The organism is Desulfovibrio sp. SGI.169 (genome assembly GCF_050313595.1).
GTDB lineage: Bacteria > Desulfobacterota > Desulfovibrionia > Desulfovibrionales > Desulfovibrionaceae > Desulfovibrio.
In genome coordinates, this window is record NZ_JBNPLS010000003.1 from 46501 (window position 1) to 70663 (window position 24163).

Genomic DNA, 24163 nt, shown 5'->3' on the forward strand with positions numbered 1-24163 from the left:
CCACAACCTTTTTACCGCATCCGGCGCGTTTGCGTTTTGTGCCGCGCCGCCGCGTCATTGACCGGCCAGAAGGCGGCGCACCGCCGTCAGCTCCCGCTTGAGCATCTGCATGAAGGCCGGGTCCGGCACGGCGGCCACCCGTTCGGGCAGATTTTCATCCAGCACGGCGCTGCCCTCCAGGACGCGGCGCGCGCCTTCGATGGTCATACCCTGCTCGTGCAGCAATTGCCGGATACGGCGCAGAAGCGCCAGATGGCTTTCCATATACAGGCGCTGCCCCTTGTCCGTGCGCAGGGGAGCCAGTTGGGGAAACTCCGTCTCCCAGAAGCGCAGCACATGGGTCTTGAGGTTGAGCAGCTCCGCCGCCTCGCCAATGCGATAATTTTTTTTCGGCATGGAACCGTCCTCCCGAATCCCGGGCGCATGGGCTTTCCGCTCTCCGGCGGGCAAGGCGAAACCGGCATGCAGGCCGTGAAGACCTCATGCCGGGCGACGGCCCGCCGCTTCACGGCAAGAGCTTTTTCAAGGCAAACGCTCTAAACCCGGACGCCCAGATTCTTCACCAGCGATTCTGCCACCTTTTCCCGCTCCTTGTCCACTTCCGCATCCTTGAGGGTTCGCCCGGCGTGGCGGAAGGTCAGGCGGAAGGTCAGGTTGCGTCCCCCTTCCGCGCCGGGGACGCCCCGCGGCTCAAAGCAGTCCGCCAGCATGGCGTCTTCCAGCAGGGGCAGGTTGAGCCCGGCCAGATGCTCAAGCACCTGACCGACCTTGAGCTCCGGCCCGGCCATCACCGTGATGTCGCGCCGCACCGGCGGGTAGACCGGCAGGGGGGCAAAACGCACCACGGCGCTGTCGTGCAGCTGGCGCAGCTCTTCCAGATTGAGTTCCGCCAGCCAGACATCCTTGCGGGCGTGAAAAGCCTCGGCCAAAGCGGGTTTGACCCGACCCATGCGGCCTATGCGGCGGCCCTCGACCAGCGTTTCCACACAGGGCAGAAGAAAGGGATGCGCTTCGGCCTGGCGGCAGACCGGCGCGGGCAGATGCAGAAAATGCAGCAGATGCTCCACCACGCCCTTGAGGTCCGCGTAATCCATATCGGCCTCGGCGTGGGGCCAGGCCGCGTCGTGGCGCGCGCCGTAAAGCAGAATGCCCAGCATGCCGGTTTCGCGGGCCGTGGTTTCAGAGGCCGGATCGGCCTCGAAAACGTGGGCCAGCTCAAACAGCCGCAAGCCCTGCGCGCCCTGGGCCAGATTAGTGCGCAAATCCTGAAGCAGACCCGGCGCCAGAGCCGTGCGCAGCACATCCTGTTCCGCCGAAAGGGGGTTCATGATGGAAATGCGCCCCGCAACTGGCAGACCGAGATGATCCAGGTCGTTATGGCCCACAAAACTGTAATTGACCGCTTCGTTGAGGCCCAGGCCCGCGCCCCAGCGCTTGAGCCGCAGCCAGAAGGCATAGCGCGATTCCGGCTCGGCCGCTCGCTCCAACTCCAGATGCACGGGCGGCAGCACGGGGGGGATGGCGTCCAGTCCGTGCACCCGGCCCACTTCCTCAATAAGGTCAGCCTCGCGGGTCAGGTCGGGCCGCCAGGAGGGCTGCTCCACCCGCCAGACCTCGCCGCTCTTTTCCACGGCGCAGCCCATGCCGATGAGCGTTTTTTCGTCAAATTCCGGGCTCAGGCGCACGCCCAGCAGGGCGTCGGCCCTGGCCGGGCGAAAGTCAATGCGCGCCGGGACAAAGGGCCGGGGTTCCCTGATGGAAAGCCCGCGCCGCACCACGCCGCCGCCAAAGGCGGCCATCATGGCGCAAGCTCGATCCAGGGCCCAGACCGTGCGCCGCTGGTCGATGCCGCGCTCGAAACGGTACGAGGCTTCGGAGGAAAGCCCCAGACGCCGCGAGGTCTTGCGAATGACGCCAGGCCGGAAGACCGCGCTTTCCAGAAAGACGTTGCGGCTGTCCGCCGTGATTTCCGTATTCAGGCCGCCCATGACCCCGGCCAGGCCCACGGGCCGTTCCGCGTCGCAGATGCAGAGATCGCGTTCGCTCAGAATGCGTTCCTGCCCGTCCAGTGTAACGAATTTTTCGCCTTCGCGGGCGTTTTTGACCACAATGCGCCCGCCGCGCAGCTTGTCCAGATCAAAGGAGTGCAGGGGCTGGCCGCATTCAAACAGAATATAGTTGGTCACGTCCACAATATTGGAGATGGGGCGCACGCCCACGGCATGCAGGCGGTGGCGCACGCGCATGGGCGACGGGGCCACCCTGACATCGGAAATGACCCGGCCCGCATACAGACGGCAGAGGTCGGGATTTTCGATGTCAATGGGCACGACGCTTTCCGGCCCCTCTTCATCCAGGCGCAGGGGCAATTCCGGGATGTTCAGGGGCAGGTTGAAGGCCAGGGCCGTCTCACGCGCCAGCCCCAGCACGGAAAGGCAGTCCGCGCGGTTGGGCGTGATGGAAATGTCCAGCACTTCCCGGTCCAGCTCCAGCACGTCCACAAGGCGCGCTCCCACGGCGGCGGAGTCCGGCAGGATCATGATGCCGCTGTGCTCTTCGGTAAGGCCCAGTTCCCGCTCGGAGCAGATCATGCCGAAAGACGGCGCGCCGCGCAGTTTGGCTTTCTTGATGACCGTGCCGTCAGGCAGGCGCGTTCCCACCAGGGCCACGGGCGCCTTCTGGCCGGCGGCCACATTGGGCGCGCCGCAGACGATATCCAGCAGTTCGCCCTGACCGGCGTCCACCTTGCAGCAGTGCAGATGATCAGAGTCGGGGTGCGGGGCGCATTCCGCCACATAGCCCACCACAATGGAGCTGATGGCGTCATAGGGGCGTCGGATGTCCTCCAGCTCAAGGCCAAGCATGGTCAGCCGGTCGCCCAGCGCCTCGGCGGGGCCTTCATAAGGCGTAAATTCACGCAGCCATGAAAGGGAAAGCAGCATATCTTTCGTTCCTGTGGCCTGATCAGGCCTATTTGAATGACCAGGCCGGGCTTTTTGGCCCGGCGTCCGGGTCCGGCAGGGGCCGGGCGGCGGCCCCGACGCCGTATGAGCCGTAGGCTCCGGGGCGCGGGCGCTTGCGGGGCGCTTTTTCCTCAGGCGGCCGGTCTTCGACAGTGTTGCCGTAAGCATCCGTATAGCCCATGCCGCCCTCGGCCGTGCGCGACGGAGCGCTGGCGGGCGGCAGACCTTCCAGGGGCCTGGGGCCGCCCGGCGGTTCCAGACCGGAATGGCGCGGGCTCAGGGCCGAGGCGGCCTGGGCCGCGCGCGTCGGCGCGGCCATATCCGTCAGAACCGCCCCCGCGCACAGAGCCGCGCAAAGGGCAAACAGGGTCAGAACGCGCCTCATGCCGGCGGCCTCAGGCGAACTGCCCCAGAAAACGCGCATCGTTCTCAAAAAACATGCGCAAGTCTCCGATGCCGTATTTGAGCATGGCCACGCGCTCCACCCCCAGACCGAAAGCGAAGCCGCTCACGTCCTGGGGATAGCCCACGGCGTCGTATACCGCCGGGTCCACCATGCCGCAGCCCAGTATCTCCACCCAGCCGGTGGTCTTGCAGACCCGGCAGGGCTCGCCGTTCACATGCCCCTTGCCGCCGCACATGCAGCACGAGATGTCCACTTCCGCCGAGGGTTCGGTGAAGGGGAAAAAGCTTGGCCGGAAACGCACCCTGGTGTCAGCGCCGAACACGGCCCGCACAAAGGCCGTCAGAATGCCGCGCAGATGGGCCATGCTGACGTCATGCCCCACCATCAGTCCCTCGATCTGATGGAACATGGGGGTGTGCGTCAGGTCGGAATCGCGCCGGTAGACCTTGCCGGGGGCCACCACGGCCACGGGGGGCCTGCGGGAAAGCATGGTGCGCACCTGCACCGGCGAGGTATGGGTGCGCATGAGCACCGTGTCGGTGATGTAGAGCGTGTCCTGCATGTCTCTGGCCGGATGCTCGGCGGGCATGTTCAGAGACTCGAAATTATAGTGGTCGATTTCCACTTCCGGTCCTGAAGCCACATCAAAGCCAAGGCCCTTGAAGATGCCGCATATCTCTTCCATGACCAGGGTGGTGGGGTGCAGCGAACCGCGCCAGGGCGCGCGCCCCGGCAGGGAAGGGTCAAAACGCGCCAGGGCGGCGGCTTCGCGCCCGGCCTCCAGGGCGTTTTTGCGCTCTTCAAACAGGGCGTTGCAGCGCTCTTTCACGCTGTTGGCGGCCTGCCCCACGGCGGGCCGCTCCTGAGGCGGAAGTTTTGGCAAAAGGCTCATGATCTGGGCCAGCCGGCCCTTGCGGCCCAGAAAATCCACCCGCAAGCCTTCCAGGTCTTCCAAAGAAGAAGCCTGGTCCAGCCCTCGTTGGAGTTCCGGCGCCAGGCCTTCCAATGCTGTTATCAGGTCCATGCAGATTCCCGATGCCGCCTGCGCGGCGCTGAGGCTTTCATAAACGCGGGCGGCGGGCTTTTGGCCGCGCCGCCCGCAAAATTCTGGAAAGGCGTCTGGATATTTTTCGCCGGCGCGGCAGGCAAGCCGTTTATGCGCGAAACAGACTCTTTCCGCCCGCAAGCGCAAGGACGAAGGCAAAGCCGCCAGCGAAAAAACAGGCCCAGTGCCGCTATTTCAGGGCGGCCTTGGCCAAATCCGCCACCTTGGCGAAATCGTCCTTATGATAGACGGCCAGATCAGCCAGCACCTTGCGGTTCAGCTCAATGCCGGCCAGCTTCAGGCCGTGCATGAAACGGCTGTAGGACAGCCCGCTCAGGCGCGCGCCGGCGTTGATGCGCAGAATCCAGAGCGTGCGGAAATCACGCTTGCGATTCTTGCGACCGATAAAGGCATACTGGAGCGAACGCTCCACAGCCTCGCGGGCGGTGCGGTACAGGCGGCTGCGGCCCCCGCGAAAACCCTTGGCGGCGCTCAGATATTTTTTGTGGCGACGGTGACTGGCAAGACCTCTCTTCACACGCATGGGCGTACCCTCCTTCACGCCGGCCAGGCGGAGGACAGCCCGCCGGGTGGATAAAATGAATCAGGCCCCCTCGCCGGGGGACGCGGATTGAAGCATGCTCGCGGCTCCGCGCGCGCCGCCCCGCACGACGCGGGCGACATGTGGCGGAAAAGGGGCGTCGCCGCTAGCCGTTGGGCAGCATGCGCCGGACGGCCTTTTCATTGCTGCTGTCCACCAGGGTGGACTGGCCCAGGCGCATTTTGCGACCGGGGGCCTTCTTGGTCAGAATGTGGCGCAGATTCTGGCGGCGGCGCTTGTACTTGCCGCTGCCGGTAAGCTGAAAGCGCTTGGCCGCGGCGCGCCGGGTTTTGATCTTGGGCATGGCGTACTCCTTAACAGAACAAAAAACGGATATGGCCGGCGCTCTGGTCAGACCGCCGGGGAAGGCATAGTGCCTTAAAAAACAGCCGGCCGCAAGAAGATTATTTCTTGGGCACCATCAGCATCTGCAGGGTGCGGCCTTCCGCGCGGGGCTCCTGCTCCACCTTGGCCACATCCGCCAGATCCCGCACAACGCGTTCCAGTATGCTCAGGCCGCGGTCTTTGTGGACAATTTCGCGACCGCGGAAAAATACCGTGATCTTGCAGCGGTCGCCGCCTTCCAGAAAACGGCGAATATGGCGCAGCTTGGTTTCATAATCATGGTCGTCGGTCTTGGGGCGAACCTTGATTTCCTTGATTTGCACCACGGCCTGGCGTTTTTTGGCCTCCGCTTTCTTTTTCTGCTGCTCGTACTTGAACTTGCCGTAATCCATGATTCGGCAGACGGGCGGTTCAGAGTTGGACGCCACCTCCACCAGATCCATGCCCCCCTCTTTGGCCAGGGCAATGGCTTCGTTGCGTTGCAAAATTCCCAGTTGCTCACCGTCCGCGCCGATAACGCGCACCTCGCGCGCGCGGATCAGTTCATTACGGCGCACACCGTCCTGCGGCATGTCGCGCCGCATTCTCATATTAGGCGAAGCTATAACGCATCCCTCCTTGTTTGAAAGGCTCTTCCGCGTCCGCCCGGATCAGGGCGGCCACTTCGGCAACGGATTTGAGCCCCAGGTTCTCACCACCGCGCAGGCGCACGTTCACGCCGTCAGCCTGCACTTCTTTTTCCCCTACCACAAGAATATACGGCACCTTGGCCAGCTGGGCCTCGCGCACCTTGAAGCCGAGTTTTTCATTGCGCGTGTCGGTCGTCGCCCGAATGCCCAATGCCTGCAACTGGCCGCGCATGCGCTCCACCGTGGCGTCGCCGCCCTCGGTGACCGTAAGCAGCCGGGCCTGCTCCGGCGCGAGCCAGGTGGGCAGAGCCCCGGCGAACTGTTCGATAAGCACGCCGATGAAGCGTTCCAGCGAACCCATGATGGCCCGGTGCACCATCACCGGGCGGTGGCGTTCGCCATCCCGCCCCACATAGGTCAGGTCGAAGCGCTCGGGCAGGGTGAAGTCCACCTGAATGGTGGAACACTGCCATTCGCGGCCGATGCAGTCCAGCAGGCGCACGTCAATCTTCGGCCCGTAAAACGCGCCGTCGCCGGCATTGATTTCATAGGGCAGACCGGCCTTTTCCACCGCCTGAATCAGGGCGTTGGTGGCCAGCTCCCAGGCTTCGTCCGTGCCGATGCTGCTTTCGGGCCTGGTGGAAACCGCCACCTTGTACTGAAAGCCGAAGAGGCCCATCAGGTCGCGAATCAGGTGGATGACCTCCAGAATCTCGCCCTCAAGCTGCTCGGGCGCGCAGAGAATGTGCGCGTCGTCCTGGGTGAACTGGCGCACGCGCAGCAGGCCGTGCAGCACGCCGCTCTTTTCATGGCGGTGAACCACGCCCAGCTCAAAATACCGCTGGGGCAGATCGCGGTAGCTGCGCATCTCATGCCTGTAGACAAGCATATGCCCGATGCAGTTCATGGGCTTGATGCCGTAGGCGTCGTCCTCAATCTGCGTGAAATACATGTTTTCACGGTAGTGATCGTAGTGGCCGGAACGCTGCCAGGTTTCCACGCGCAGCAGTTGCGGGCCCTGCACCATGTCATAGCCGCGCTTGAGGTGCTCCTTGCGCCAGAAGTCTTCCAGAATGGCGCGCGTCAGCATGCCCCTGGGCAGCCAGAAAACCATGCCGGGGGCCACGTCTTCCTGAAAGGCGAACAGGTTCAGTTCGCGCCCCAGTTTGCGATGGTCGCGACGCCTGGCCTCCTCAAGCTGCTTGAGGTAGGCGGCAAGCGCTTTTTCGTCGGCAAAGGCTGTGCCGTAAAGACGCGAAAGCATGGGATTTTTCTCATCGCCACGCCAATAGGCCCCGGCCACGGACATCAGCCTGGAGGCCCTGGCAAAGCCGGTGTGCGGCACATGCGGTCCCCGGCAGAGGTCTGTAAAATCGCCGCAGGTATAGAGAGAAACCGTATCCGCATCAATGGCCTCAATCAGCTCCACCTTGTAGGTTTCGCCCAAAGCCTTGAAGCGCGCCACGGCGTCGGCCTTGGACAGCACTTCGCGGCTGAACGGCTCGCGCGCGGCGGCGATTTTTTGCATTTCGGCCTCAATGGCCGGAAAGTCTTCGCTGGAGAAGGGACGCTCCACGTCAAAGTCATAATAAAAACCGTTGTCGATGGCCGGGCCTATGGTCACCTTGGCCGCGGGGAAAAGACGCTTGACCGCGGCGGCCATGACGTGGGCTGCGGAGTGGCGGATCATCCGCAGGCCTTCGGGCGAATCGGCGTAAACGGGCGCAAGCTCGGCGCAGCCTTCGGGCAGGGGCGCGGACAAATCCAGCAACACGCCGGACGCGTCCGCCTCATGGTCGCCGCTCAAAACCCTGGCGGCCACCACGCTCTTGAATTTTTTGCCGCTCAGGGCCTTTTGCAGCGCCGCCGCAAGCTCGGCCCCGGCGGGAACGTCCACTACCTGCCCTTCCACACGGACATCCATGACAATCTCCTTCTGATACCATGCCATGTTGAACACATCGCGTTCAACAGCAAGACCGCTTCGCCGAAAGCCCGGTTCCGGCCCGCTCGCGACGGCTGCGCCGCGCCGGGCCCGCGCTTCCGAACGACTCGCGGCGCGGCCCCATGCGCGAAGCCCCAAAAACAAGTGGGGAGGCAAACCTCCCCACTGTGCCGAACACCCGGACGCGAACCGCCTTTCACGCGGCGCGCCTTCTATGCTGAGGGGAAAATCCCCTGAATTTCAATTGGTAGGAACGAGCAGACTTGAACTGCTGACCCCTTCCGTGTCAAGGAAGTGCTCTAGCCACCTGAGCTACGCTCCTACAGAGGCAAGAGACTACATAGCCGCTGCAACGGCCAGCGTCAACTCTTTTTTGCCGGTTTCGCGCAACTTTTGCCGGCATGCCGTTGTCGCGCCCGCGCCGGCAACGGCCCGAAGACGCGCTGCCATTCATAATATATTGAGATAACAACAAAATCAAAATGCGGGTCAGGGCGCTTTTCCGCTACAGCATTCCCGCGCTCCTGTTCCCGGCCAGCCAGTCGGCAAAGGCCGCCCGGGCGCGGGTCGCGTACAGAGCCTTGCGGTCTTTTTTGCGGGCTTTTTCGCCCAGTTCCGGCATGAGGCCGAAATGCGCGTTGGAGGGCTGAAAATGTTTTGCCGGCGTTTGCAGATGGTTCAGCAACGCGCCCAAGGCGCTTTGAACAGGCGGCCGGGGCATATCCGCGCCGCGCGCGCGGGCCGCCAGGCTCAGCCCCAGCCAGAGGCCGCAGGCGGCGGATTCCACATAGCCTTCCACACCGGTGATCTGCCCTGCCAGAAAGACATGCGGGCGTTTTTTGAGGGAAAGATCGGCGTTGAGAGCCACAGGCGCGTTAACATAGGTATTGCGGTGCATGCTGCCGTAGCGGGCGAACTCCGCCCGCTCCAGACCCGGCGCCAGGCGGAACACCCTGACCTGTTCGGCCTGGGTCAGCTTGGTCTGGCAACCCACCAGGTTGCATGTTTCGCTGTTGGCGTTCTCCGCGCGCAGTTGCAGCACGGCCCAGGGGCGGCGGCCCGTGCGGGGATCCACAAAGCCCACGGGCTTGAGCGGGCCAAAGGTCAGGGTGCGCGGCCCGCGTCCGGCCAGCGCCTCCAGCGGCATGCAGCCCTCGAAATGCGTCTCGCGCTCAAAGGCCCGGGCCTCCACCTTGCGGGCATCCAGCAGGGCCTGATAAAATGTCTCGTATTCCTCGCGATTCATGGGACAGTTGAGATAATCGCCCTGCCCCGCCGCCTCGCCGTTTTCGCAGCCGTAGCGCGAGGCCCGGAAGACCACGCTCATGTCCAGAGAATGCGTCCAGACAATGGGCGCGATGGCGTCGTAAAAATAACAGTGCTCCGCGCCCAACGCCTGTGCCAGGGAGACGGAAAGCCCTTCCGAAGCCAGGGGACCGGCGGCGATGACCACGCTGTCGGCCCCGTCCAGGGCGGGATCATCCAGGGCGTTGATGCGGCGCTCCACCAGGCGGATACGCGGCTCGGCGGCCACCCGCGCGGTCATGGCCCGCGCAAAAGCCTCGCGGTCCACGGCCAGGGCCTTTCCGGCGGGCACCCGGCAGGCGTCGGCCACGGCCATGAAGTCACTGTCCAGAGCGCGCATTTCAGCCTTGAGCAGCCCCACGCCCGATGTGCCTTCGTCCGAACGCAACGAGTTGGAACAGACCAGCTCGGCCAGACAGTCGCTCACATGCGCCGGCGAACGAAAGCCGGGCTTCTGCTCAAAAAGGGTCACGTCAAGGCCCGCGCGCGCCAGACGCAGAGCGCATTCGCACCCGGCCAGACCGCCGCCCACCACTGCTATGGATGTCATATTCATTACGGCTCCCTCATCTGCCGGCAGCTTGTAGGAAAACAGGCCCAAAAGCAAGACAGGGGCTTTCCCCGCCGCGCACTTGCCCCCGCCGCCTTCCTGCGCTACACCACTGGCGTGATGAACACGAACACGCCCTCCCCTGACGACCGGTCGACAGCCGTCGCGCCGGTGCGCATCGCCTTTGTACGCCCCGGCGCGCGTGAGCTTTACGCGCAGGCGGGGCAGGATTTTCTGGTCCCGGCCACGGCTCTTTCCGCCGGTTTCGACCTGCGGGCCTGCCTGGACGCGCCCGCTGCGCGCATTGCGCCGGGCGCGCGGCTGTGCGTGCCCACAGGCGTCAGCGTGCAGCCGCTACAGCCGGGCCTGGCGGGCTTTGTTTACGCCCGCAGCGGCCTGGGCGCGCGCGAGGGGCTTACCGTGGCCCAGGGCGTGGGCGTCATCGACCCGGACTATACCGGAGAAATTCTGGTCATGCTGCTGAACACCTCCAGAGAGGAGCGCGGTCTCGCGCTCGGCGAGCGCATGGCCCAGCTGATTTTTCAGCCCTATGTCCGCCCCCTTTGGGAAGAAGTGTCGGAACTGGCCGCCACCCAACGCGGGGCGGGCGGTTTTGGCCACACAGGGCGCTGAGCCGAAGCGTTTTCAGCCCATTCACAAGGAGAATCCATTCCATGTCGCACGCCTTCAATGCCGTCAAAGCCGAGGAAGAACGCCTGCTCTGCCGCTCGTACAGCCGCTACCCGCTGGCCGTCGCGCGAGGCAGGGGCGCGCGCCTCTGGGATGTGGACGGCAAGGAATATGTGGATCTGCTGGCGGGCATTGCCGTGGCGGGTCTGGGCCATTGCAACGATGAGGTTTGCGAAGCCCTGGAACGCCAGTCCCGCAAGCTCTGGCATGTGAGCAATCTTTTTTACCAGCAGGAACAGCTCGACCTGGCGCGGCTGCTGCTCTCCACCAGCCACCACGGCAAGGCGTTTTTCTGCAATTCCGGGGCCGAGGCCAACGAGGCGTGCATCAAGCTGGCCCGGCGCTACATGCGCGTCGTCAAACAACGCGACGCCTATGAAATCGTCACCCTGGGCGGCTGCTTTCACGGTCGCACCCTCGGCGCGCTGGCCGCCACAGGCCGCGAGAGCCTGAGCAAGGGCTTCACGCCCCTGCCCGGGGGCTTCAGACAGGTTCCGGCCAAAGACCTGGAGGCTCTGCGCGCGGCCGTCACGCCCGCCACGGCCGCCGTGCTGGTGGAAGTGGTTCAGGGCGAAGGCGGCGTGGTGCCCCTGCCTGGAGACTATCTGCATGAGGTGCAGGCCCTCTGCCGGGAAAAAGACATCCTCTTCCTCTGCGACGAGGTGCAGGCCGGCCTCTGCCGCACCGGCAAGTTCTGGGCCTTCCAGCTTTACGGGCTGAAGCCCGACGCCATCAGCATGGCCAAATCTCTGGCCAACGGCCTGCCCATGGGCGCCATGCTGGCCACGGATGAAATGGCCAGGGGCTTTGAGGCCGGCAGCCACGCCACCACCTTTGGCGGCGGCGCGCTGACCTCGGCTGTGGCCGCCAAAACCGTGGAAATCATGCTGCGAGACCATCTGGCTGAACGAGCGGCCGCTCTGGGCGCGCATCTCAAGGAGCAGTTGCGGGCCCTGCAACTGCGGCTGCCCGAAAAAATCCGTGAAGTGCGCGGCGTGGGCCTGATGCTGGGCATTGAACTGACCGGCGGCGGTCAGGCGGTCTGGGCAGAGCTGCTGCGCCGGGGCTACATCTGCAACCTGAGCCATGACGTGACCCTGCGCCTGCTGCCGCCCCTGACCATTGACCAGGCTGACCTGGACGGCTTCACGCGTGTGCTGGAAGAGGCGCTGCGGGCCAACTGACCGCCGCGGACAAGACTTTACAGCTTCAGCTTCTTGTGTTAGGCAAGCAACCCTTGAAACATGCGCACAAACATACGGCAACCCCGCTCCGGCGGGGTTGCCGCTTACTTTGCCCAGGGGCAACCGCACCCGCCTGCCGCAAGGCCGCCGACCGGAAAACGCGCTTTTTGGCGGATGGCGTTTCTCACACGGTCTGCCCGAAAGCATTTTCACATTGAGTACGGCCCGCTGGCAGCGGGAGCTGACAGCCGCCATACAGGAAACAAGGAGACAATGATGGACGTGTTTGATCAGGCCACCGAACTGGAACGCCTGGACAGGGAGTCCGCCCTGGTGCGGGCGCGCGCCTCCATGGATCGCAGCGGACCGGAATGGATCGACGGCGTGGCCTGCTGCCGCGAATGCGGCGACCCCATCCCGCAAAAACGCCTGGACGCCCTGCCCGGCGTGGGCTTGTGCCGCGCCTGTCAGGAAGAACGCGAAAACAGCGGCCGCTGAATCATTTCCCATATTCGCGCCGCCGGGGCCGCGGGTCTGCGCGGGCCGCGCGTGCGAAACAGCATCGCGTCGCTCTTGCCGCGCGCTCCGACGCGCCCGCAACGGCTCTTCACAGGCGTCACGCGAAAGCGCGCCCCGTTTTCACGAGGCGCGCTTTTTAGCCCACATTCGCTTCATCAGCGATTACAACGGCATGGACCTGCGGTCGTCATGGCGCGGGCCGCGCCTGTCGTAGCGTTCGTCATGCTTGCTGTCATAGTCCCGACGGTGGTCATAACGCCCGTCCCGCCGGTCATCGCGGCGGTGGTCATAACGTTCGTCACGCCGGTGATCGCGGTCGTCGCGACGGTGCTCGTAACGGTCGCGGTCATGCCTGTCATCATGGCGCCGGTCGTCCCGCCGGTCATACTTGTCGCCTTTGCGATCATATTTGCGATCCCGCTTGTCCGCCTTGCGCTCGTCGCGCCGGTCAAACTGATCCTTTTTGCGCTCCTGACGGCGTTCAAAATCATCGCGTTTGCGATCCTGACGGCGCTCGAAGTCTTCACGCTTGCGGTCAGTCTTGTCCGCCACGGCCTTGCCGGGCAGGGCATGACCGGCCACAGCGGGCATGCTTTCCGCAACGGCGGCGGGCGCGGCATGGGCATTCAGGCCGCCGGCCAGCCATACGGCCGCGGCCACGGCGCACAGGCCCAGCGGCCGCCAGACATGTTTCATATGCATACATACCTCCTTGCAACGGGCTTGGCGCCCGGATGTTACAATAAGCCCAAGTCAACGCGGAGGCAAGAGAAAGCCTGGCGGTCATTCGCCAAAGCGCAGGGCCGGAGCCCCCACGCCCAGACGGGCCGCCGCCGCCCTGACCGCGTCGGCCTCGGCCCGCACATAGCGCCGCCCCTCCAGCGTATAGGCCTTGGCCTCCAGGGTTTCGCCCGCGCGGCTCAGCCCGGCGGCCTCCCGCGGCAGAACGAGACGTTCCAGCCGTTGCCGCCGCAGCCCCAGGCTGTGGGTGTGGCGCAGCACGGCCAGGCTCACGCTCTCGCCGTCCTGGGGGCGGCAAAGCACGCGCAGCAGACCCGCCGGGCGGTTCTTTTTGCCGATGCCGGGCAGCCAGAGCACATCCAGCGTTTCGGGCAATGCCGCCAAAGCCGTGATGGCCAGGCCCAGTTCCTCGCCGCTGAGATGATCCAGATGGCTTTCCAGTTGCAGCACATGTTCCAGACCGCCCCGCGCGTGCGGAACGCTTTCGGCCACGGGCTCCACCAGCCAGACCCGCAGACCCGCGGAAGCGGGGCGAGAACCGTAGCCCGTGCCAAGGGCGATCGGCACGCCTTGCGGGCCATCCGTGAATTCATCCACCAGCACATGCGTCAGGGCCGCGCCCGTGGGCGTGACCAGTTCCTCCCGCGCGCCGGTGGGCCATACGGGCTTGCCGCGCATCAGCCAGGCGCAGGCGGGCGCGGGCAGGGGAATCAGGCCGTGCGCGCACTCCACCGTGCCGGAGAACCAGGGCAGGGGCGAAGCCGTGACGCGGCCCGCGCCCAGCTGCTCCAGCCCCCAGCAGACCCCGATTATATCCACCAGAGTGTCAACGGCCCCCACTTCGTGAAAATGCACTTCTTCCGGCGCGATCTGATGCGCCTCGGCCTCGGCCAGAGTCAGGGCCTCCAGCACGGCCAAAGCCCGCCGCCGCGCCGTATCGCCCACTTCCAGACGGTTGAGGATGGCCGCGATATCCGCCGGATGCCGCAAGGGCTGACCGTCGTCCCAGCTCACGTCCACCCGTCTGCCGGGGCCGCCGCCACGCGTTTCAGGCCGGGCCTCAATACGGCAATCCACCCCGGCGCGGGCCAGGGCCGCCGTCAGCGGGGCCAGGTTCAGCCCCAGGTGAACCAGGGCCGCCAGGGTCATATCGCCGCTGATGCCGTTGCCGCAATCCAGATACATATCCATACATGCCCTCCTGCCGGCAAAAACGCGCGCCCGGCCGGTTGCCGGCGCGCCATGACGGGCTTGTGCGGCGGCCCGCCCTTGGTGTATGAGGAAGACGGGAACACGGTTCCCGGCGCGCGGCTTTCGCGGGCCGCGCCGCACGATGATTTCAACCGCCTATTTGGGAGGAAGCATGCTCATACAAAACTGGATGACCACAGAGGTGATTGCCGTGACGCCCGAAACGTCCCTGCTCAAAATCGGCAAGCTGATGCGCGACAACAACGTGCGTCGCCTGCCCGTACTGGACGACAAGGAGCATGTGGTCGGCATCATCTCCGACCGCGACGTGAGGGACGCCTCGCCCTCCAAGGCGACCACCCTTGACATGTATGAGATGCATTACCTGCTGGCCGAACTCAAGGCCAAAGACATTATGACGCCCCGGCCCTTCACAGTCAAACCCACGGACACGGTGGAAAAAGCGGCCATGCTGATGCTGGACAACAAGTTTGGCGGGCTGCCCGTGGTGGAGGAAAGCGGACGCCTGGTGGGCATTATTTCGGACCAGGACGTGTTCAAGGCGCTGGTGAACATCACCGGCGTGCGCGAGGGCGGCATCCAGCTCGGCATTGAAATCGCCAACCGGCCCGGAGCCATGAAACCCATTTTTGACCTGCTGCGCGCGCACGGGGCCAGAATTCTCTCAGTGCTCTCCGCCAACAATCAGGATGGCGAGCGCAGGGTTTTTCTGCGCCTGCGCGACATGGAAAGCCGCGAAGCCGAAGAAGCGGTCATCGCCGACGTCAAGGAGCACGCCCACCTGCTCTACTGGGCGCGCAACGAGGTGCATCTGGTTTAGGGGCGGCCCGCATAATCCGCCTGCATGCGACGCCGCCGTGAAAATGCGGCTTTTCACGGCGGCGTTTTCACAAGGGTTGCCCCCGGCATGCGCATACGGAGAAAGCCTTGCCTCTAATACATTCGTTTTCAGGCAAATAGGCTGGGAGAAACGAAAAAAAGCGCACAGGGCTTGCCATCGTCACCATTTTGTGAAATAAGCATGCCTGTACCTGCGGTTGGAACCGCAACCGCGTCTTCAAGCGGAATTCGGTCGGGGTCGGACATTCCGGCTGGCGTAGCGTCAGGGCATATTGTCCCGGCGAGTTAAGCAATATCTGTCCAAGGAGGACACGCATGGCTGAGATCACCTATAAAGGCAAAAGCTTTGAAGTTGACGAAGACGGTTTCCTGCTGCGTTTTGACGACTGGTGCCCCGAATGGATGGAATATGTGAAGGAATCCGAAGGCATCTCCGAGATCACCGCCGATCATCAGAAGATCCTCGACTTCCTGCAGGATTACTACAAAAAGAACGGCATTGCCCCCATGGTTCGTATTCTTTCCAAGAATACCGGCTACAAGCTGAAGGAAGTGTACGAACTCTTCCCCTCCGGCCCCGGCAAAGGCGCCTGCAAAATGGCCGGCCTGCCCAAGCCCACCGGCTGCGTGTAGTCCTGGCCCGATTTTTGAAAAAAAGGCGGAAGGTTTGCCCTTCCGCCTTTTTTTGTCATTACCCCGTTGCCGTTCCCCCGGTTCGCGCGCCGGCTTCACAGCGTCGCTCCCTGATGCCCTCCTGGCCGCCCCCGGCCGCCTGCCCGTTCTTTTCAGGCGACGCCTGACGCGCGGCCCGCGCGTTTTCCAGCGGCGCTTCTCCACCCCGCCCTTTACGCCAACGCAAAAAAACGGTACTGCCCTGCCATGAACATCCGCTTTTCCTGGAAAAAGCTCGCCCTCTGGCTGGTGGGCATCTTCTTGTTCTGCGCCCTGGCGGGCGGCGGCGCGGCGGCCATGCTGCTGTACTGGGCCTCCCGCGACCTGCCCAACATCACCCGCATTGCCGACTACAATCCCCCGCAGGCCACCACGGTGCTGGCCCGCGACGGTTCGGCGCTGGGCCTCCTTTACCATGAAAAACGCTTTGTCATCGGCCTCAAGGACATGTCCCGCTTTCTGCCCATGTCTTTTCTGGCGGCGGAGGACGATTCCTTTTACCGGCACATGGGCGTGGATCCGATGGCCATTGCCCGCGCGGCCATCAACAACTTTCGCAGGGGCCGCGCCGGCGAGGGCGGCAGCACCATCACCCAGCAGCTCATCAAACAGCTTCTGCTGACCTCGGAACGCAGCTACAGCCGCAAGATGAAGGAGGCCATCCTGGCCTACCGCCTGGAAAAGGATCTCTCCAAGGATGAAATACTGACCATCTATCTGAACCAGATATATCTGGGCGAGCACGCCTACGGCGTGGAGGCCGCCGCGCGCGCCTATTTCGGCAAGCACGCTTCTGACATTACCCTGGCCGAGAGCGCGGTCATCGCCGGTTTGCCCAAGGCCCCCAGCAGCTACAATCCCTTTCGCCATCCCGCTGCCGCCAAAAACCGCCAGATGTATGTGCTGGGCCGTCTGCGCGACCTGAAATGGATCACCCCCGAAGAATACGCCCAGGCCGTCGCGGAACCCCTGGTCTACTGGAGCATGCCGGAGGGCCAGGGCGGCGCCGCCCGCTGGTATCTGGAGGAAGCCCGCCGCCTGCTCATCGAATTTTTCACCGAGCGCAACCTCAAGGCCCTGGGCGTGGACACCCGCAAATATGGCGAGGACTATGTTTATGAGGCGGGCCTCACCGTGCGCACCGCCATGGCCCCGGCCCATCAGGAAGCCGCAGGGCAAGCCCTGCGACGCGGCCTGGAAGAGCTGGACAAGCGCCAGGGCTGGCGCGGCCCCCTGGAACACCTGGATGCCGACAGACAGCGCGCCTTTGAAGCGGATACGGCCTTCGCGCCCCTGGACCTGGCGGGCGGCGCGTGGGTCAGGGCGCTGGTCACCGCCGTGGACGCCAGGGAAGCCCGCGTGGCCCTGGGCGGGGGCTACACTGGCGTCATCCCGGTGGCCCATATGTCCTGGGCGCGCAAGCCCAATCCCAAAGTGGCGGGCATACACGCCCCGGCCGTCAAGGACGCCAGGCTGGTTCTCAGCCCCGGCGACCTGATTCGGGTTTCCGCCGCGCCGCGCACTGCCGTCGCCGCCAACGCCAAGGGCCGCAAGGAACAGCATGCCGTGCCCTTTGACCCCGCCGAGGTCAAAAAGAACACGCCCATTCCCCTGCTTCTGCAACAGGAGCCGGCCGTGCAGGGGGCTTTGGCCTCTCTGGAGCCGCAGAGCGGCGACGTGGTGGCCCTGATCGGCGGGTACCGGTTCGGAGAAAGCCATTTCAACCGCGCCACCCAGGCCCGCCGCCAGCCGGGTTCCAGCTTCAAGCCCGTGGTGTATTCCACGGCGATGGATTGCGGCTTTACGCCGTCATCCATTGTGCTGGACGCGCCTTTTGTCTATGTGAACCCCTATACCAACGAGGTTTGGCGTCCCTCCAACTACGAGCACAACTTCAAGGGCCAGTTGCCCCTGCATCAGGCACTGGCCCTTTCGCGCAACACCTGCACCGTGCGCGTGGCCCAGCAGGTGGGCATCGCCAATGTGATTCAGCGGGCCAAGGCCCTGGGGTTGGAACCCGCCTTCCCGCAGGAACTTTCAGTAAGCCTGGGCGCGGTGGCGGTGTCTCCGCTCAATCTGACCCAGGCGTATGCGGCTTTCGCCAATCAGGGACTGGGCGTGCGCCCAAGAATCATCACCTCCATCACCGACGCCCGGGGGCGTGAGCTCTACCGGCAGGACGAGGAGCACTGGCAGGCCGTCAGCCCGCAGAACGCCTATATCATGGCGACTCTGCTCAAAAACGTGGTCAACGCCGGCACCGGCTCGCGCGGCAAGATCGAAGGGCGCTTCATCGCGGGCAAAACCGGCACCACCAATGAAGAGCGCGACGCGTGGTTCGTGGGCTTCACGCCCTATCTGGTCACCGGCGTCTATGTGGGCTATGACCAGTTGCAGTCTCTGGGCCGTCTGGAACAGGGCGGGCGCACCGCCGCGCCCATTTTCCGCTATTATCGCGGCGTGGTGGAAAATCTGTACGAAGCCAGGGACTTCACCATGCCTGAGGGCGTCGTCATGTCCGGCAACTTCGCCTACCGGACAGACATGCCCCTGGAAGGCGTCTCGGCCACGGATGCCGGCGTGCAGGACGGCATGGTGGTGGACACTTCCGAGGGCGGCGAGAACCTCATGCGCCAGATGTTCTGACGAGTTTGCCCTGTTTGCCGCCGCCGCGCCCGCGACGGAAATGCCGCCCGCCGGCAAGGCGGGCATGCGCGATAAAAAGCGGCCCTCGCCGCCGGCAGACCGTTTTCAATGCGAAATGCGTAAAGGAAAAATATGATTCCCTATGGTTCTCTCGTCGTCTATGTGACGCCCAAGGGCAGACGCTACATCAAACGGCTGGAGGAAGGCCAGGACTGGCACAGCAATGACGGCGTCCTGACCGCCGCGCAGGTGGCGGCTCTGGACTTCGGCGCGGAAACCCGCACCACGCTGGATGTGCCCATACGCGTGCAGGAGGCCACGCTTTTCGACCGCCTGCAGGGCGTCAAGCGCCAGACCCAGATCATCTACGCCAAGGACATTGCCTATATCTGCCTGCGCCTCGGCGTCGGGCCGGGCCGCACCATCATTGAGGCGGGCTGCGGTTCCGGCGGTCTGACCGCGGGTTTTTCCTGGTTCTGCGGACCCACGGGCAGGGTGGTCAGCCATGACGCGCGCGAGGAATTTGTACGCCTGGCCCGCCGCAACCTGGAGTGGGCCGGAGTGGGCGACAATGTGGAACTGCACCACCGGGATGTGGCCGAGGGCTTTGCCGTCAGCGGAGCCGACGCGCTCTTTCTGGATGTGCGCACCCCCTGGGAGTATCTGGATCAGGCGGCCCGGGCCGTGCGGCCCGGCGCGTGTCTGGGCTTTCTGCTGCCAACGGTGGATCAGGTGGGCAAACTGCTGCTGGGGCTGGAACGCGGCCCCTTCGCGGAGCAGGAGGTCTGCGAGATACTGATCCGCCGCTGGAAACCCGTGGCCGACCGCCTGCGGCCTGAAGACAGGATGACCGCGCACACCGGCTTTCTGGTCTTCTGTCGTCAGCAGGAGCGCAGCGAAGACTTTGAATCCCGCCGTCCTCTGGGCACGCGCGAACGCAAGCGGGAAGCCGCGCGCCTGGCCCGCCTGGGCCTGACAGCGCCCGGCGCCGCGGAACGCGCGGGAGCGGACGGGGATGAGGCGTGAACCCCTGGCTGCTGCTCATAGCCGCCGGCCTGTGTGAAATCGGCTGGCCCCTGGGTTTCAAGCTGGCCCAGACCGCACCCGCCTGGCGTGTGACCTCCATTGCCTTTTCCGTCCTGAGCATGGCCGCCAGCGGCTGGCTCTTGTTCCTGGCGCAGAAGCATATTCCCATCGGCACGGCCTACGCGGTCTGGACGGGCATCGGCGCGGCGGGAGCCTTTCTGATCGGCGTGGCCGTGTTCGGCGACGCCCTGCACTGGGGCCGGGTTCTGGGCGCGCTGATGATCGTGGGCGGCGTCATTGTGCTCAAGGCCGTTTCGCCATAGGCGGGCAGAGCCTTTCACGCCGCGCTGACCGGCGCGGGGCATGCCGCGCCGTCCGCCAGCCGCATCCAGCGATTCCATGAGACGAAAGCGCCACGACCGCGGCCGCGGACGCTCCGAATCATGCCGGCCCCAGCCAGCCGTCGACGCGGCGGACGCTACGACGTGATCTTGAAAAAGCGCAGCCGCAGGGCGTTTGTCACCACGGATACCGAAGACAGGGCCATGGCCGTGCCCGCCAGCATGGGCGAAAGCATGGGACCGCCGAAGGCATGCAGCAGACCGGCGGCCACAGGCAGGCCAAGAATGTTGTAGCCAAAGGCCCAGCCCAGATTTTCGCGAATGTTGCGCATGGTGGCGCGCGACAGCGACAGGGCGGTGAGCACGGCTTCCATGCCGCCGCGCATCAGCACAATATCCCCGGCTTCGGCGCTGACGTCCACCCCCGTGCCCACGGCCATGCCCACATCGGCCAGGGCCAGGGCCGGAGCGTCATTGATGCCGTCGCCCACCATGCCCACCACCTGCCCCTGATTCTGAAGGCGGCGCACATAGTCGGCCTTTTCGGCGGGCAGCAGCCCGGCGACCGCCTCGTCCACCCCGGCCTGGCGGGCCACGGCGCGGGCCGTGCGCTCATTGTCGCCGGTGAGCATGACAACCCGCACGCCCATAGCCCGCAGGCGGGAAACCACCGCCGGAGATTCCGGCCGCAGGGCGTCGGCCAGGGCCAGAATGCCGGCCAGACGCGCCGCGCCGGCGGCCCCCACGGCGAGCAGCAGCGGGGTCTGCCCGGCCCCGGCCAGAGCCGCCAGTCGCGCGTCGGCCTCCCCGGCGACTTCCAGCCCGCGTTCCTTCATAAAGGCCCGGTTGCCCACGGCCACGGCGTGGCTCTGCCCGTTCAGCGTCACCGTGCCGGCAATGCCCAGGCCCGGCGCAACCTCCACATCCTCCACCGGGCAGGGCGGGCAGTTGCGCTCGCGCCCGGCATTGATCAGGGCCAGGGCCAGCGGGTGCTCGGAGCGCGCCTCCAGCGCCGCCGCCAGCGTCAGCAGGGCCGTTGCGTCCAGCCCGTCCGCGGTCGAGTTCGCGACCGAACCGGCGGCGTCCAGCACCGAAATGCCGGTGAGCACGGGCTTGCCCGTGGTCAGGGTGCCGGTTTTGTCCACAGCCAGCACAGTGAGCCGCCCGGCCTGCTCAAGGGCCGCGCCGTTCTTGATCAGCACGCCCAGTTGCGCGCCCCGACCCGTGCCCACCATGATGGACATGGGCGTGGCCAGGCCCATGGCGCAGGGACAGGCCATGACCAGCACAGCCACAAACACGGTCAACGGCGTGCTGACGGGTTCGGCGCTGAAGACCAGCCAGGCCAGGGCCGCCAGCACGGCGAAAATCATGACCGCGGGCACGAAATAAAAACTCGCCCGGTCGGCCAGGCGCGCGATGGGGGCCTTGCTGCCCTGAGCCTCGCGCACCAGACGGATGATGCGCGCCAGGCGCGTGTCCTGGCCCACGGCTTCCGCGCGCATGGTAAGCGAGCCTTCGCCGTTGACGCTGCCCGCCACCAGCTTGTCTTCCGGTTTCACGGGCACGGGAATGGATTCCCCTGTCAGCAGGGAGAGGTCAACGGCGCTCTTGCCGGTCAGCACCACGCCGTCCACGGGCACGCGACTGCCGGGCCGAACCAGCAGGCGGTCGCCCGCGCGCAGGTCGGCAACCGGCGTCTCTTCGGGCGGCGCGGCCGGATCCTCAGGGTCAAGACGCAGGGCCGTCTCCGGCGCGAGGCTCATCAGCGCGCCCATGGCGTCGCCGGCCTTGCGCCTGGCCGCGGCTTCCAGAAACTGGCCCAGCTCTATCATGGTCAGCAGCACGGCGCAGGATTCATAGTAGAGGTTCATGGCCCGCATGACCGGGTCGAAACCCAGCGCGCCCAGCACAGTGTTGCCCAGACTGTACAGAAAGGCCGCGCCCGTGCCCACGGCCACCAGGCTGTCCATAGTCGGAGACTTGTGCAGCAGGGTCGCCACGCCCTCAAGATAAAAATGCCGCCCCAGCCAGACCACCGGCAGGGTCAGCAGCAGTTGCAGCAGCATGAAGGCCCTGGGCGCGCTGTGCGGCTCCAGCCAGGGGGGCAGACTGAGGCCCAGCATATGCCCCATGGAGACGACCAGCAACGGCACGGAAAAACCAATCATGGACCGGAGGCGGCCCAGGCGTTGCCGCCGGTCCTGCCGGGCTTTGGCCCTTGAAGTTTCGTACTGGGTCGCGGCGTCCACATCCGCCGCCGGCGTGGCTGAAAAGCCCAGCGCGGCCACACGCTCCACAATGGCCTTGCGCGCCGCCTCCTCATGGCCGGGCCTGACCCAGACCCTGGCCGTGGCCAAGGGCAGGTTCACATTGATCTTCTCCACGCCGTCCATGCGGCCCACCACCCGCTCAATGCGCGAGGAGCAGGCGGCGCAGTGCATGCCGCCGATATCAAAACGCAAGGGGCAGGCCCCTTCCGCGTTGGCTGTTTCTTTCTCCGCAGTCATGACCGCGCCTCCGGACTTGTTTTTTCAGCGAACCCGGCGTAGCCTGAACCCACTGAAAATGAAAACTGAATTAGTTTGGAGGATAAGATGAAAACGCTAAAAGTCAACGGCATGCACTGCGGCCACTGCAAAGCCGCCGTGGAGGAAGCCGCCTCCGGCGTGCCCGGCGTGAGCGCGCCTGAAGTGGATCTGGCCGCCAAGGAACTGCGCTATGAAGAATCCGCCCCCGTGGATCTGGACGCGCTGAAGTCAGCCATTCGCGATATAGGCTTCGACCCGGAATAGCATTGCCTTCCGCTCGGGAAACCGGCCCGGATTCAGGCGGAGCGAGAGGCGTCATGTCCGTGTGGACAAATCAGCATCCGGGCGCAGACCCGCTCCATTCCTGAGAGATTCGCTTTTCTGACGGCCCGTAAAAAAGCGAATCTCTCCCGCCTTGCGCCTCCTTGCCGTTCCGCGCCAAATGGCGTACCGTTCCTCTGTCATCCACAGCAGGAACAGGCAATGAATACAAGCCCATGCCCCATGTCCGTTCCCGGCTCCGAGCCGGTTTTTCACGGTCGCCCCGGCCTGTGGCCGTGTCTGTTGTCGCATATGGCGGCATGCCTGCCGCTGCTCTGCGCCCTTTTCGCCCTCTGCCCGCCCGCGCCGGCGCGCTGCGAAGAAGTCTTTCCCCTTGACTTCACCACCATCCGCCTGGGCAGCGCTCCACGCGCCGTGCTGGTGGTGGGCGGCATTCAGGGCGACGAACCGGGGGGATTTTCCGCCGCCACCCTGCTGGCCACCCGCTATGAAATTCAGGAAGGGGCGGTCTGGGTCGTGCCCAACCTCAACTTTCCCAGCATTATCAAGCGCTCGCGCGGTCTGCACGGCGACATGAACCGCAAGTTTGCCCGCCTGGACGAGAGCGACCCGCAATTTTCCACAGTGCGCCGCATTCAGGAGCTGATCCGCCACCCGGATGTGGGCCTGGTGCTCAATCTGCACGACGGCAGCGGCTACTACCGCCGGAACTATCAGAATTATCTCTGCAACCCGGCCCGCTGGGGCCAGTCGGTGATCATTGATCAGGACGATCTGCCCCCCGGCGTGTTCATGAGCGCGCTGGCCGAGGAGGCGGCCAGGGTGACGGAAGAGGTCAACCGCCGTCTGATCAAGCCCCTGCATGTTCTCCATGTTCACAATACGCACACCGCCGCCGGGGACAAGGAGATGGAAAAAAGCCTGTCCTATTACGCCGTGCGCCAGGGCAAGGCCGCTTTCGGTCTGGAGGCCAGCAAGGAATTTCCGGTGGAATTGCGCGCCTATTACCATTTGTGCATGGTGGAAGCCTTTCTGCGCCAGGCGGGCGTGAGCTTCAAACGCGACTTCGCCCTGACGCCGCGGGGCGTGGGCGAAGCCCTGCGGGCCAATCTGGGGGTTTCCTTTGCCGAAAACCGCGTTTTTCTGCCTCTGGAGGATGTGCGCCCCGCCATCAATTACCTGCCTCTGCCCAAGGGCAGCCCGGCCAGAGCCGTGACCAGCAAGCCCATCATGGCGGTGCTGCCCTGCCAGGGCCGTGACGACCGGCTCTGCATCCACTACGGCAACCGCACCATCACCCTGATCCGCCCTGACTGGCGCGAAATGGATCACAGCCTGGACGCCGTGCGCGTCACCGTGGACGGTCGCGACGAAATCGTGCCCTTCGGCCGGGTGCTGGATGTGGAAGACACGGCGCGCGTGCATCCGCAAAAAGGCTTCCGGGTCAACGCCATCGGCTTTGACAGCGGCCGCCGCGACGAAAGCGGCCTGCCCCTGCGCCTCAGGGACTTTGCGCCGAACTTCTCCGTGGATCGCCGGGGAACGCTCTTTCGGGTGGAAGTGTACAAAAACCAGCGGTTCACCGGCATGTTTCTGCTGCGCTTCGGGGCCAGAAACGCCCGCGTGGCCAGGGCCCGCCCCATTCTGCCCGACCGGCCCGGCCCCGAATCAGAACTGGGATTCTGAACCC

22 protein-coding genes and 1 tRNA gene are annotated in these 24163 nt (G+C 65.0%); 10 read left to right on the forward strand and 13 right to left on the reverse strand.

All coding sequences use genetic code 11. The annotated features are described in order from the left end of the window. Positions 1 to 54: 54 nt before the first annotated feature. From ACQRA4_RS02590 to trmFO, 10 genes are all read right to left on the reverse strand, one after another. Positions 55 to 396, reverse strand: coding sequence for a MerR family transcriptional regulator (locus ACQRA4_RS02590; RefSeq protein WP_427821523.1), 342 nt, complete (start codon positions 394 to 396; stop codon positions 55 to 57). Positions 397 to 536: 140 nt separating this feature from the next. Then, positions 537 to 2942, reverse strand: a complete 2406-nt coding sequence (gene pheT / locus ACQRA4_RS02595) for a phenylalanine--tRNA ligase subunit beta (protein ID WP_427821524.1) — start codon at positions 2940 to 2942, stop codon at positions 537 to 539. Positions 2943 to 2970: 28 nt separating this feature from the next. Beyond that, the gene (locus tag ACQRA4_RS02600) at positions 2971 to 3348 is read right to left on the reverse strand and encodes a translation initiation factor IF-2 (RefSeq protein ID WP_427821525.1); all 378 of its coding nucleotides are present in this window, start codon (positions 3346 to 3348) and stop codon (positions 2971 to 2973) included. A 10-nt stretch (positions 3349 to 3358) separates the two neighbouring features. Beyond that, a complete protein-coding gene (gene pheS, locus ACQRA4_RS02605; RefSeq protein ID WP_427821526.1) occupies positions 3359 to 4393 on the reverse strand; it encodes a phenylalanine--tRNA ligase subunit alpha in 1035 nt (344 codons plus the stop codon). Positions 4394 to 4604: 211 nt separating this feature from the next. After that, on the reverse strand, positions 4605 to 4958 hold the full coding sequence (gene rplT, locus ACQRA4_RS02610) for a 50S ribosomal protein L20 (RefSeq protein WP_427821527.1): 354 nt from the start codon (positions 4956 to 4958) through the stop codon (positions 4605 to 4607). Positions 4959 to 5121: 163 nt separating this feature from the next. Then, positions 5122 to 5319, reverse strand: a complete 198-nt coding sequence (rpmI, locus tag ACQRA4_RS02615; RefSeq protein WP_297826263.1) for a 50S ribosomal protein L35 — start codon at positions 5317 to 5319, stop codon at positions 5122 to 5124. A gap of 100 nt (positions 5320 to 5419) precedes the next feature. Beyond that, positions 5420 to 5944 carry a translation initiation factor IF-3 gene (gene infC / locus ACQRA4_RS02620; protein ID WP_427821625.1) on the reverse strand — a complete coding sequence of 175 codons (525 nt, stop codon included), beginning with the start codon at positions 5942 to 5944 and terminating at the stop codon, positions 5420 to 5422. A 7-nt stretch (positions 5945 to 5951) separates the two neighbouring features. Next, positions 5952 to 7913 (reverse strand): threonine--tRNA ligase, encoded by a 1962-nt coding sequence (gene thrS / locus ACQRA4_RS02625; RefSeq protein ID WP_427821626.1) that lies wholly within the window; start codon positions 7911 to 7913, stop codon positions 5952 to 5954. Positions 7914 to 8179: 266 nt separating this feature from the next. Next, positions 8180 to 8256, reverse strand: a tRNA-Val gene (locus ACQRA4_RS02630). Positions 8257 to 8439: 183 nt separating this feature from the next. Beyond that, positions 8440 to 9795, reverse strand: coding sequence for a methylenetetrahydrofolate--tRNA-(uracil(54)-C(5))-methyltransferase (FADH(2)-oxidizing) TrmFO (trmFO, locus tag ACQRA4_RS02635; protein WP_427821528.1), 1356 nt, complete (start codon positions 9793 to 9795; stop codon positions 8440 to 8442). 114 nt (positions 9796 to 9909) lie between these two features. On the opposite strand from trmFO, the gene dut reads away from it, so the two are divergent. The 3 genes from dut to ACQRA4_RS02650 all read left to right on the forward strand — a co-directional run bounded on the left by dut (position 9910) and on the right by ACQRA4_RS02650 (position 12161). After that, positions 9910 to 10422, forward strand: coding sequence for a dUTP diphosphatase (gene dut / locus ACQRA4_RS02640; RefSeq protein ID WP_427821529.1), 513 nt, complete (start codon positions 9910 to 9912; stop codon positions 10420 to 10422). Between the two features lie 41 nt (positions 10423 to 10463). After that, positions 10464 to 11663: an aspartate aminotransferase family protein gene (locus ACQRA4_RS02645; RefSeq protein WP_427821530.1), complete on the forward strand. Its 1200-nt coding sequence runs from the start codon at positions 10464 to 10466 to the stop codon at positions 11661 to 11663. Positions 11664 to 11939: 276 nt separating this feature from the next. After that, positions 11940 to 12161, forward strand: a complete 222-nt coding sequence (locus tag ACQRA4_RS02650; protein WP_427821627.1) for a TraR/DksA family transcriptional regulator — start codon at positions 11940 to 11942, stop codon at positions 12159 to 12161. Between the two features lie 183 nt (positions 12162 to 12344). On the opposite strand, the gene ACQRA4_RS02655 is transcribed toward ACQRA4_RS02650, so the two are convergent. Both ACQRA4_RS02655 and ACQRA4_RS02660 read right to left on the reverse strand, forming a co-directional pair. Then, complete coding sequence (locus ACQRA4_RS02655; protein ID WP_427821531.1) at positions 12345 to 12884, reverse strand: hypothetical protein; 540 nt, start codon at positions 12882 to 12884, stop codon at positions 12345 to 12347. Positions 12885 to 12965: 81 nt separating this feature from the next. Continuing rightward, positions 12966 to 14114 carry a LarC family nickel insertion protein gene (locus ACQRA4_RS02660; RefSeq protein WP_427821532.1) on the reverse strand — a complete coding sequence of 383 codons (1149 nt, stop codon included), beginning with the start codon at positions 14112 to 14114 and terminating at the stop codon, positions 12966 to 12968. A gap of 172 nt (positions 14115 to 14286) precedes the next feature. On the opposite strand from ACQRA4_RS02660, the gene ACQRA4_RS02665 reads away from it, so the two are divergent. The 5 genes from ACQRA4_RS02665 to ACQRA4_RS02685 all read left to right on the forward strand — a co-directional run bounded on the left by ACQRA4_RS02665 (position 14287) and on the right by ACQRA4_RS02685 (position 19642). Further along, entirely contained in the window at positions 14287 to 14955 is a 669-nt protein-coding gene (locus tag ACQRA4_RS02665) for a CBS and ACT domain-containing protein (protein ID WP_427821533.1), read from the forward strand. 335 nt (positions 14956 to 15290) lie between these two features. Beyond that, the gene (locus ACQRA4_RS02670) at positions 15291 to 15608 is read left to right on the forward strand and encodes a TusE/DsrC/DsvC family sulfur relay protein (RefSeq protein WP_297828003.1); all 318 of its coding nucleotides are present in this window, start codon (positions 15291 to 15293) and stop codon (positions 15606 to 15608) included. Positions 15609 to 15854: 246 nt separating this feature from the next. Continuing rightward, positions 15855 to 18293, forward strand: a complete 2439-nt coding sequence (locus ACQRA4_RS02675; protein WP_427821534.1) for a penicillin-binding protein 1A — start codon at positions 15855 to 15857, stop codon at positions 18291 to 18293. Positions 18294 to 18425: 132 nt separating this feature from the next. Further along, on the forward strand, positions 18426 to 19319 hold the full coding sequence (locus tag ACQRA4_RS02680; RefSeq protein ID WP_427821535.1) for a tRNA (adenine-N1)-methyltransferase: 894 nt from the start codon (positions 18426 to 18428) through the stop codon (positions 19317 to 19319). Further along, positions 19316 to 19642, forward strand: coding sequence for a DMT family transporter (locus tag ACQRA4_RS02685; protein ID WP_427821536.1), 327 nt, complete (start codon positions 19316 to 19318; stop codon positions 19640 to 19642). Before ACQRA4_RS02680 ends, ACQRA4_RS02685 begins: the two co-directional genes overlap by 4 nt. Positions 19643 to 19797: 155 nt before the next feature. Here the strand turns inward: ACQRA4_RS02685 and ACQRA4_RS02690 are convergent, their stop codons facing one another. Next, a complete protein-coding gene (locus ACQRA4_RS02690; protein WP_427821537.1) occupies positions 19798 to 22170 on the reverse strand; it encodes a heavy metal translocating P-type ATPase in 2373 nt (790 codons plus the stop codon). Positions 22171 to 22257: 87 nt separating this feature from the next. Here ACQRA4_RS02690 and ACQRA4_RS02695 point away from each other — a divergent pair, with 87 nt between their 5' ends. Next, positions 22258 to 22455 carry a heavy-metal-associated domain-containing protein gene (locus ACQRA4_RS02695; protein WP_427821538.1) on the forward strand — a complete coding sequence of 66 codons (198 nt, stop codon included), beginning with the start codon at positions 22258 to 22260 and terminating at the stop codon, positions 22453 to 22455. A 219-nt stretch (positions 22456 to 22674) separates the two neighbouring features. Next, entirely contained in the window at positions 22675 to 24159 is a 1485-nt protein-coding gene (locus tag ACQRA4_RS02700) for a M99 family carboxypeptidase catalytic domain-containing protein (RefSeq protein WP_427821539.1), read from the forward strand. Positions 24160 to 24163 lie beyond the last annotated feature (4 nt).

Bases quoted from the DNA above. Each gene is read 5' to 3' on its own strand.
- ACQRA4_RS02590 (WP_427821523.1), bottom strand. From the start codon at position 396: ATGCCGAAAAAAAATTATCGCATTGGCGAGGCGGCGGAGCTGCTCAAC.
- pheT (WP_427821524.1), bottom strand. From the start codon at position 2,942: ATGCTGCTTTCCCTTTCATGGCTGCGTGAATTTACGCCTTATGAAGGC.
- ACQRA4_RS02600 (WP_427821525.1), bottom strand. From the start codon at position 3,348: ATGAGGCGCGTTCTGACCCTGTTTGCCCTTTGCGCGGCTCTGTGCGCG.
- pheS (WP_427821526.1), bottom strand. From the start codon at position 4,393: ATGGACCTGATAACAGCATTGGAAGGCCTGGCGCCGGAACTCCAACGA.
- rplT (WP_427821527.1), bottom strand. From the start codon at position 4,958: ATGCGTGTGAAGAGAGGTCTTGCCAGTCACCGTCGCCACAAAAAATAT.
- rpmI (WP_297826263.1), bottom strand. From the start codon at position 5,319: ATGCCCAAGATCAAAACCCGGCGCGCCGCGGCCAAGCGCTTTCAGCTT.
- infC (WP_427821625.1), bottom strand. From the start codon at position 5,944: ATGCGGCGCGACATGCCGCAGGACGGTGTGCGCCGTAATGAACTGATC.
- thrS (WP_427821626.1), bottom strand. From the start codon at position 7,913: ATGGATGTCCGTGTGGAAGGGCAGGTAGTGGACGTTCCCGCCGGGGCC.
- trmFO (WP_427821528.1), bottom strand. From the start codon at position 9,795: ATGAATATGACATCCATAGCAGTGGTGGGCGGCGGTCTGGCCGGGTGC.
- dut (WP_427821529.1), top strand. From the start codon at position 9,910: ATGAACACGAACACGCCCTCCCCTGACGACCGGTCGACAGCCGTCGCG.
- ACQRA4_RS02645 (WP_427821530.1), top strand. From the start codon at position 10,464: ATGTCGCACGCCTTCAATGCCGTCAAAGCCGAGGAAGAACGCCTGCTC.
- ACQRA4_RS02650 (WP_427821627.1), top strand. From the start codon at position 11,940: ATGGACGTGTTTGATCAGGCCACCGAACTGGAACGCCTGGACAGGGAG.
- ACQRA4_RS02655 (WP_427821531.1), bottom strand. From the start codon at position 12,884: ATGCATATGAAACATGTCTGGCGGCCGCTGGGCCTGTGCGCCGTGGCC.
- ACQRA4_RS02660 (WP_427821532.1), bottom strand. From the start codon at position 14,114: ATGGATATGTATCTGGATTGCGGCAACGGCATCAGCGGCGATATGACC.
- ACQRA4_RS02665 (WP_427821533.1), top strand. From the start codon at position 14,287: ATGCTCATACAAAACTGGATGACCACAGAGGTGATTGCCGTGACGCCC.
- ACQRA4_RS02670 (WP_297828003.1), top strand. From the start codon at position 15,291: ATGGCTGAGATCACCTATAAAGGCAAAAGCTTTGAAGTTGACGAAGAC.
- ACQRA4_RS02675 (WP_427821534.1), top strand. From the start codon at position 15,855: ATGAACATCCGCTTTTCCTGGAAAAAGCTCGCCCTCTGGCTGGTGGGC.
- ACQRA4_RS02680 (WP_427821535.1), top strand. From the start codon at position 18,426: ATGATTCCCTATGGTTCTCTCGTCGTCTATGTGACGCCCAAGGGCAGA.
- ACQRA4_RS02690 (WP_427821537.1), bottom strand. From the start codon at position 22,170: ATGACTGCGGAGAAAGAAACAGCCAACGCGGAAGGGGCCTGCCCCTTG.
- ACQRA4_RS02695 (WP_427821538.1), top strand. From the start codon at position 22,258: ATGAAAACGCTAAAAGTCAACGGCATGCACTGCGGCCACTGCAAAGCC.
- ACQRA4_RS02700 (WP_427821539.1), top strand. From the start codon at position 22,675: ATGAATACAAGCCCATGCCCCATGTCCGTTCCCGGCTCCGAGCCGGTT.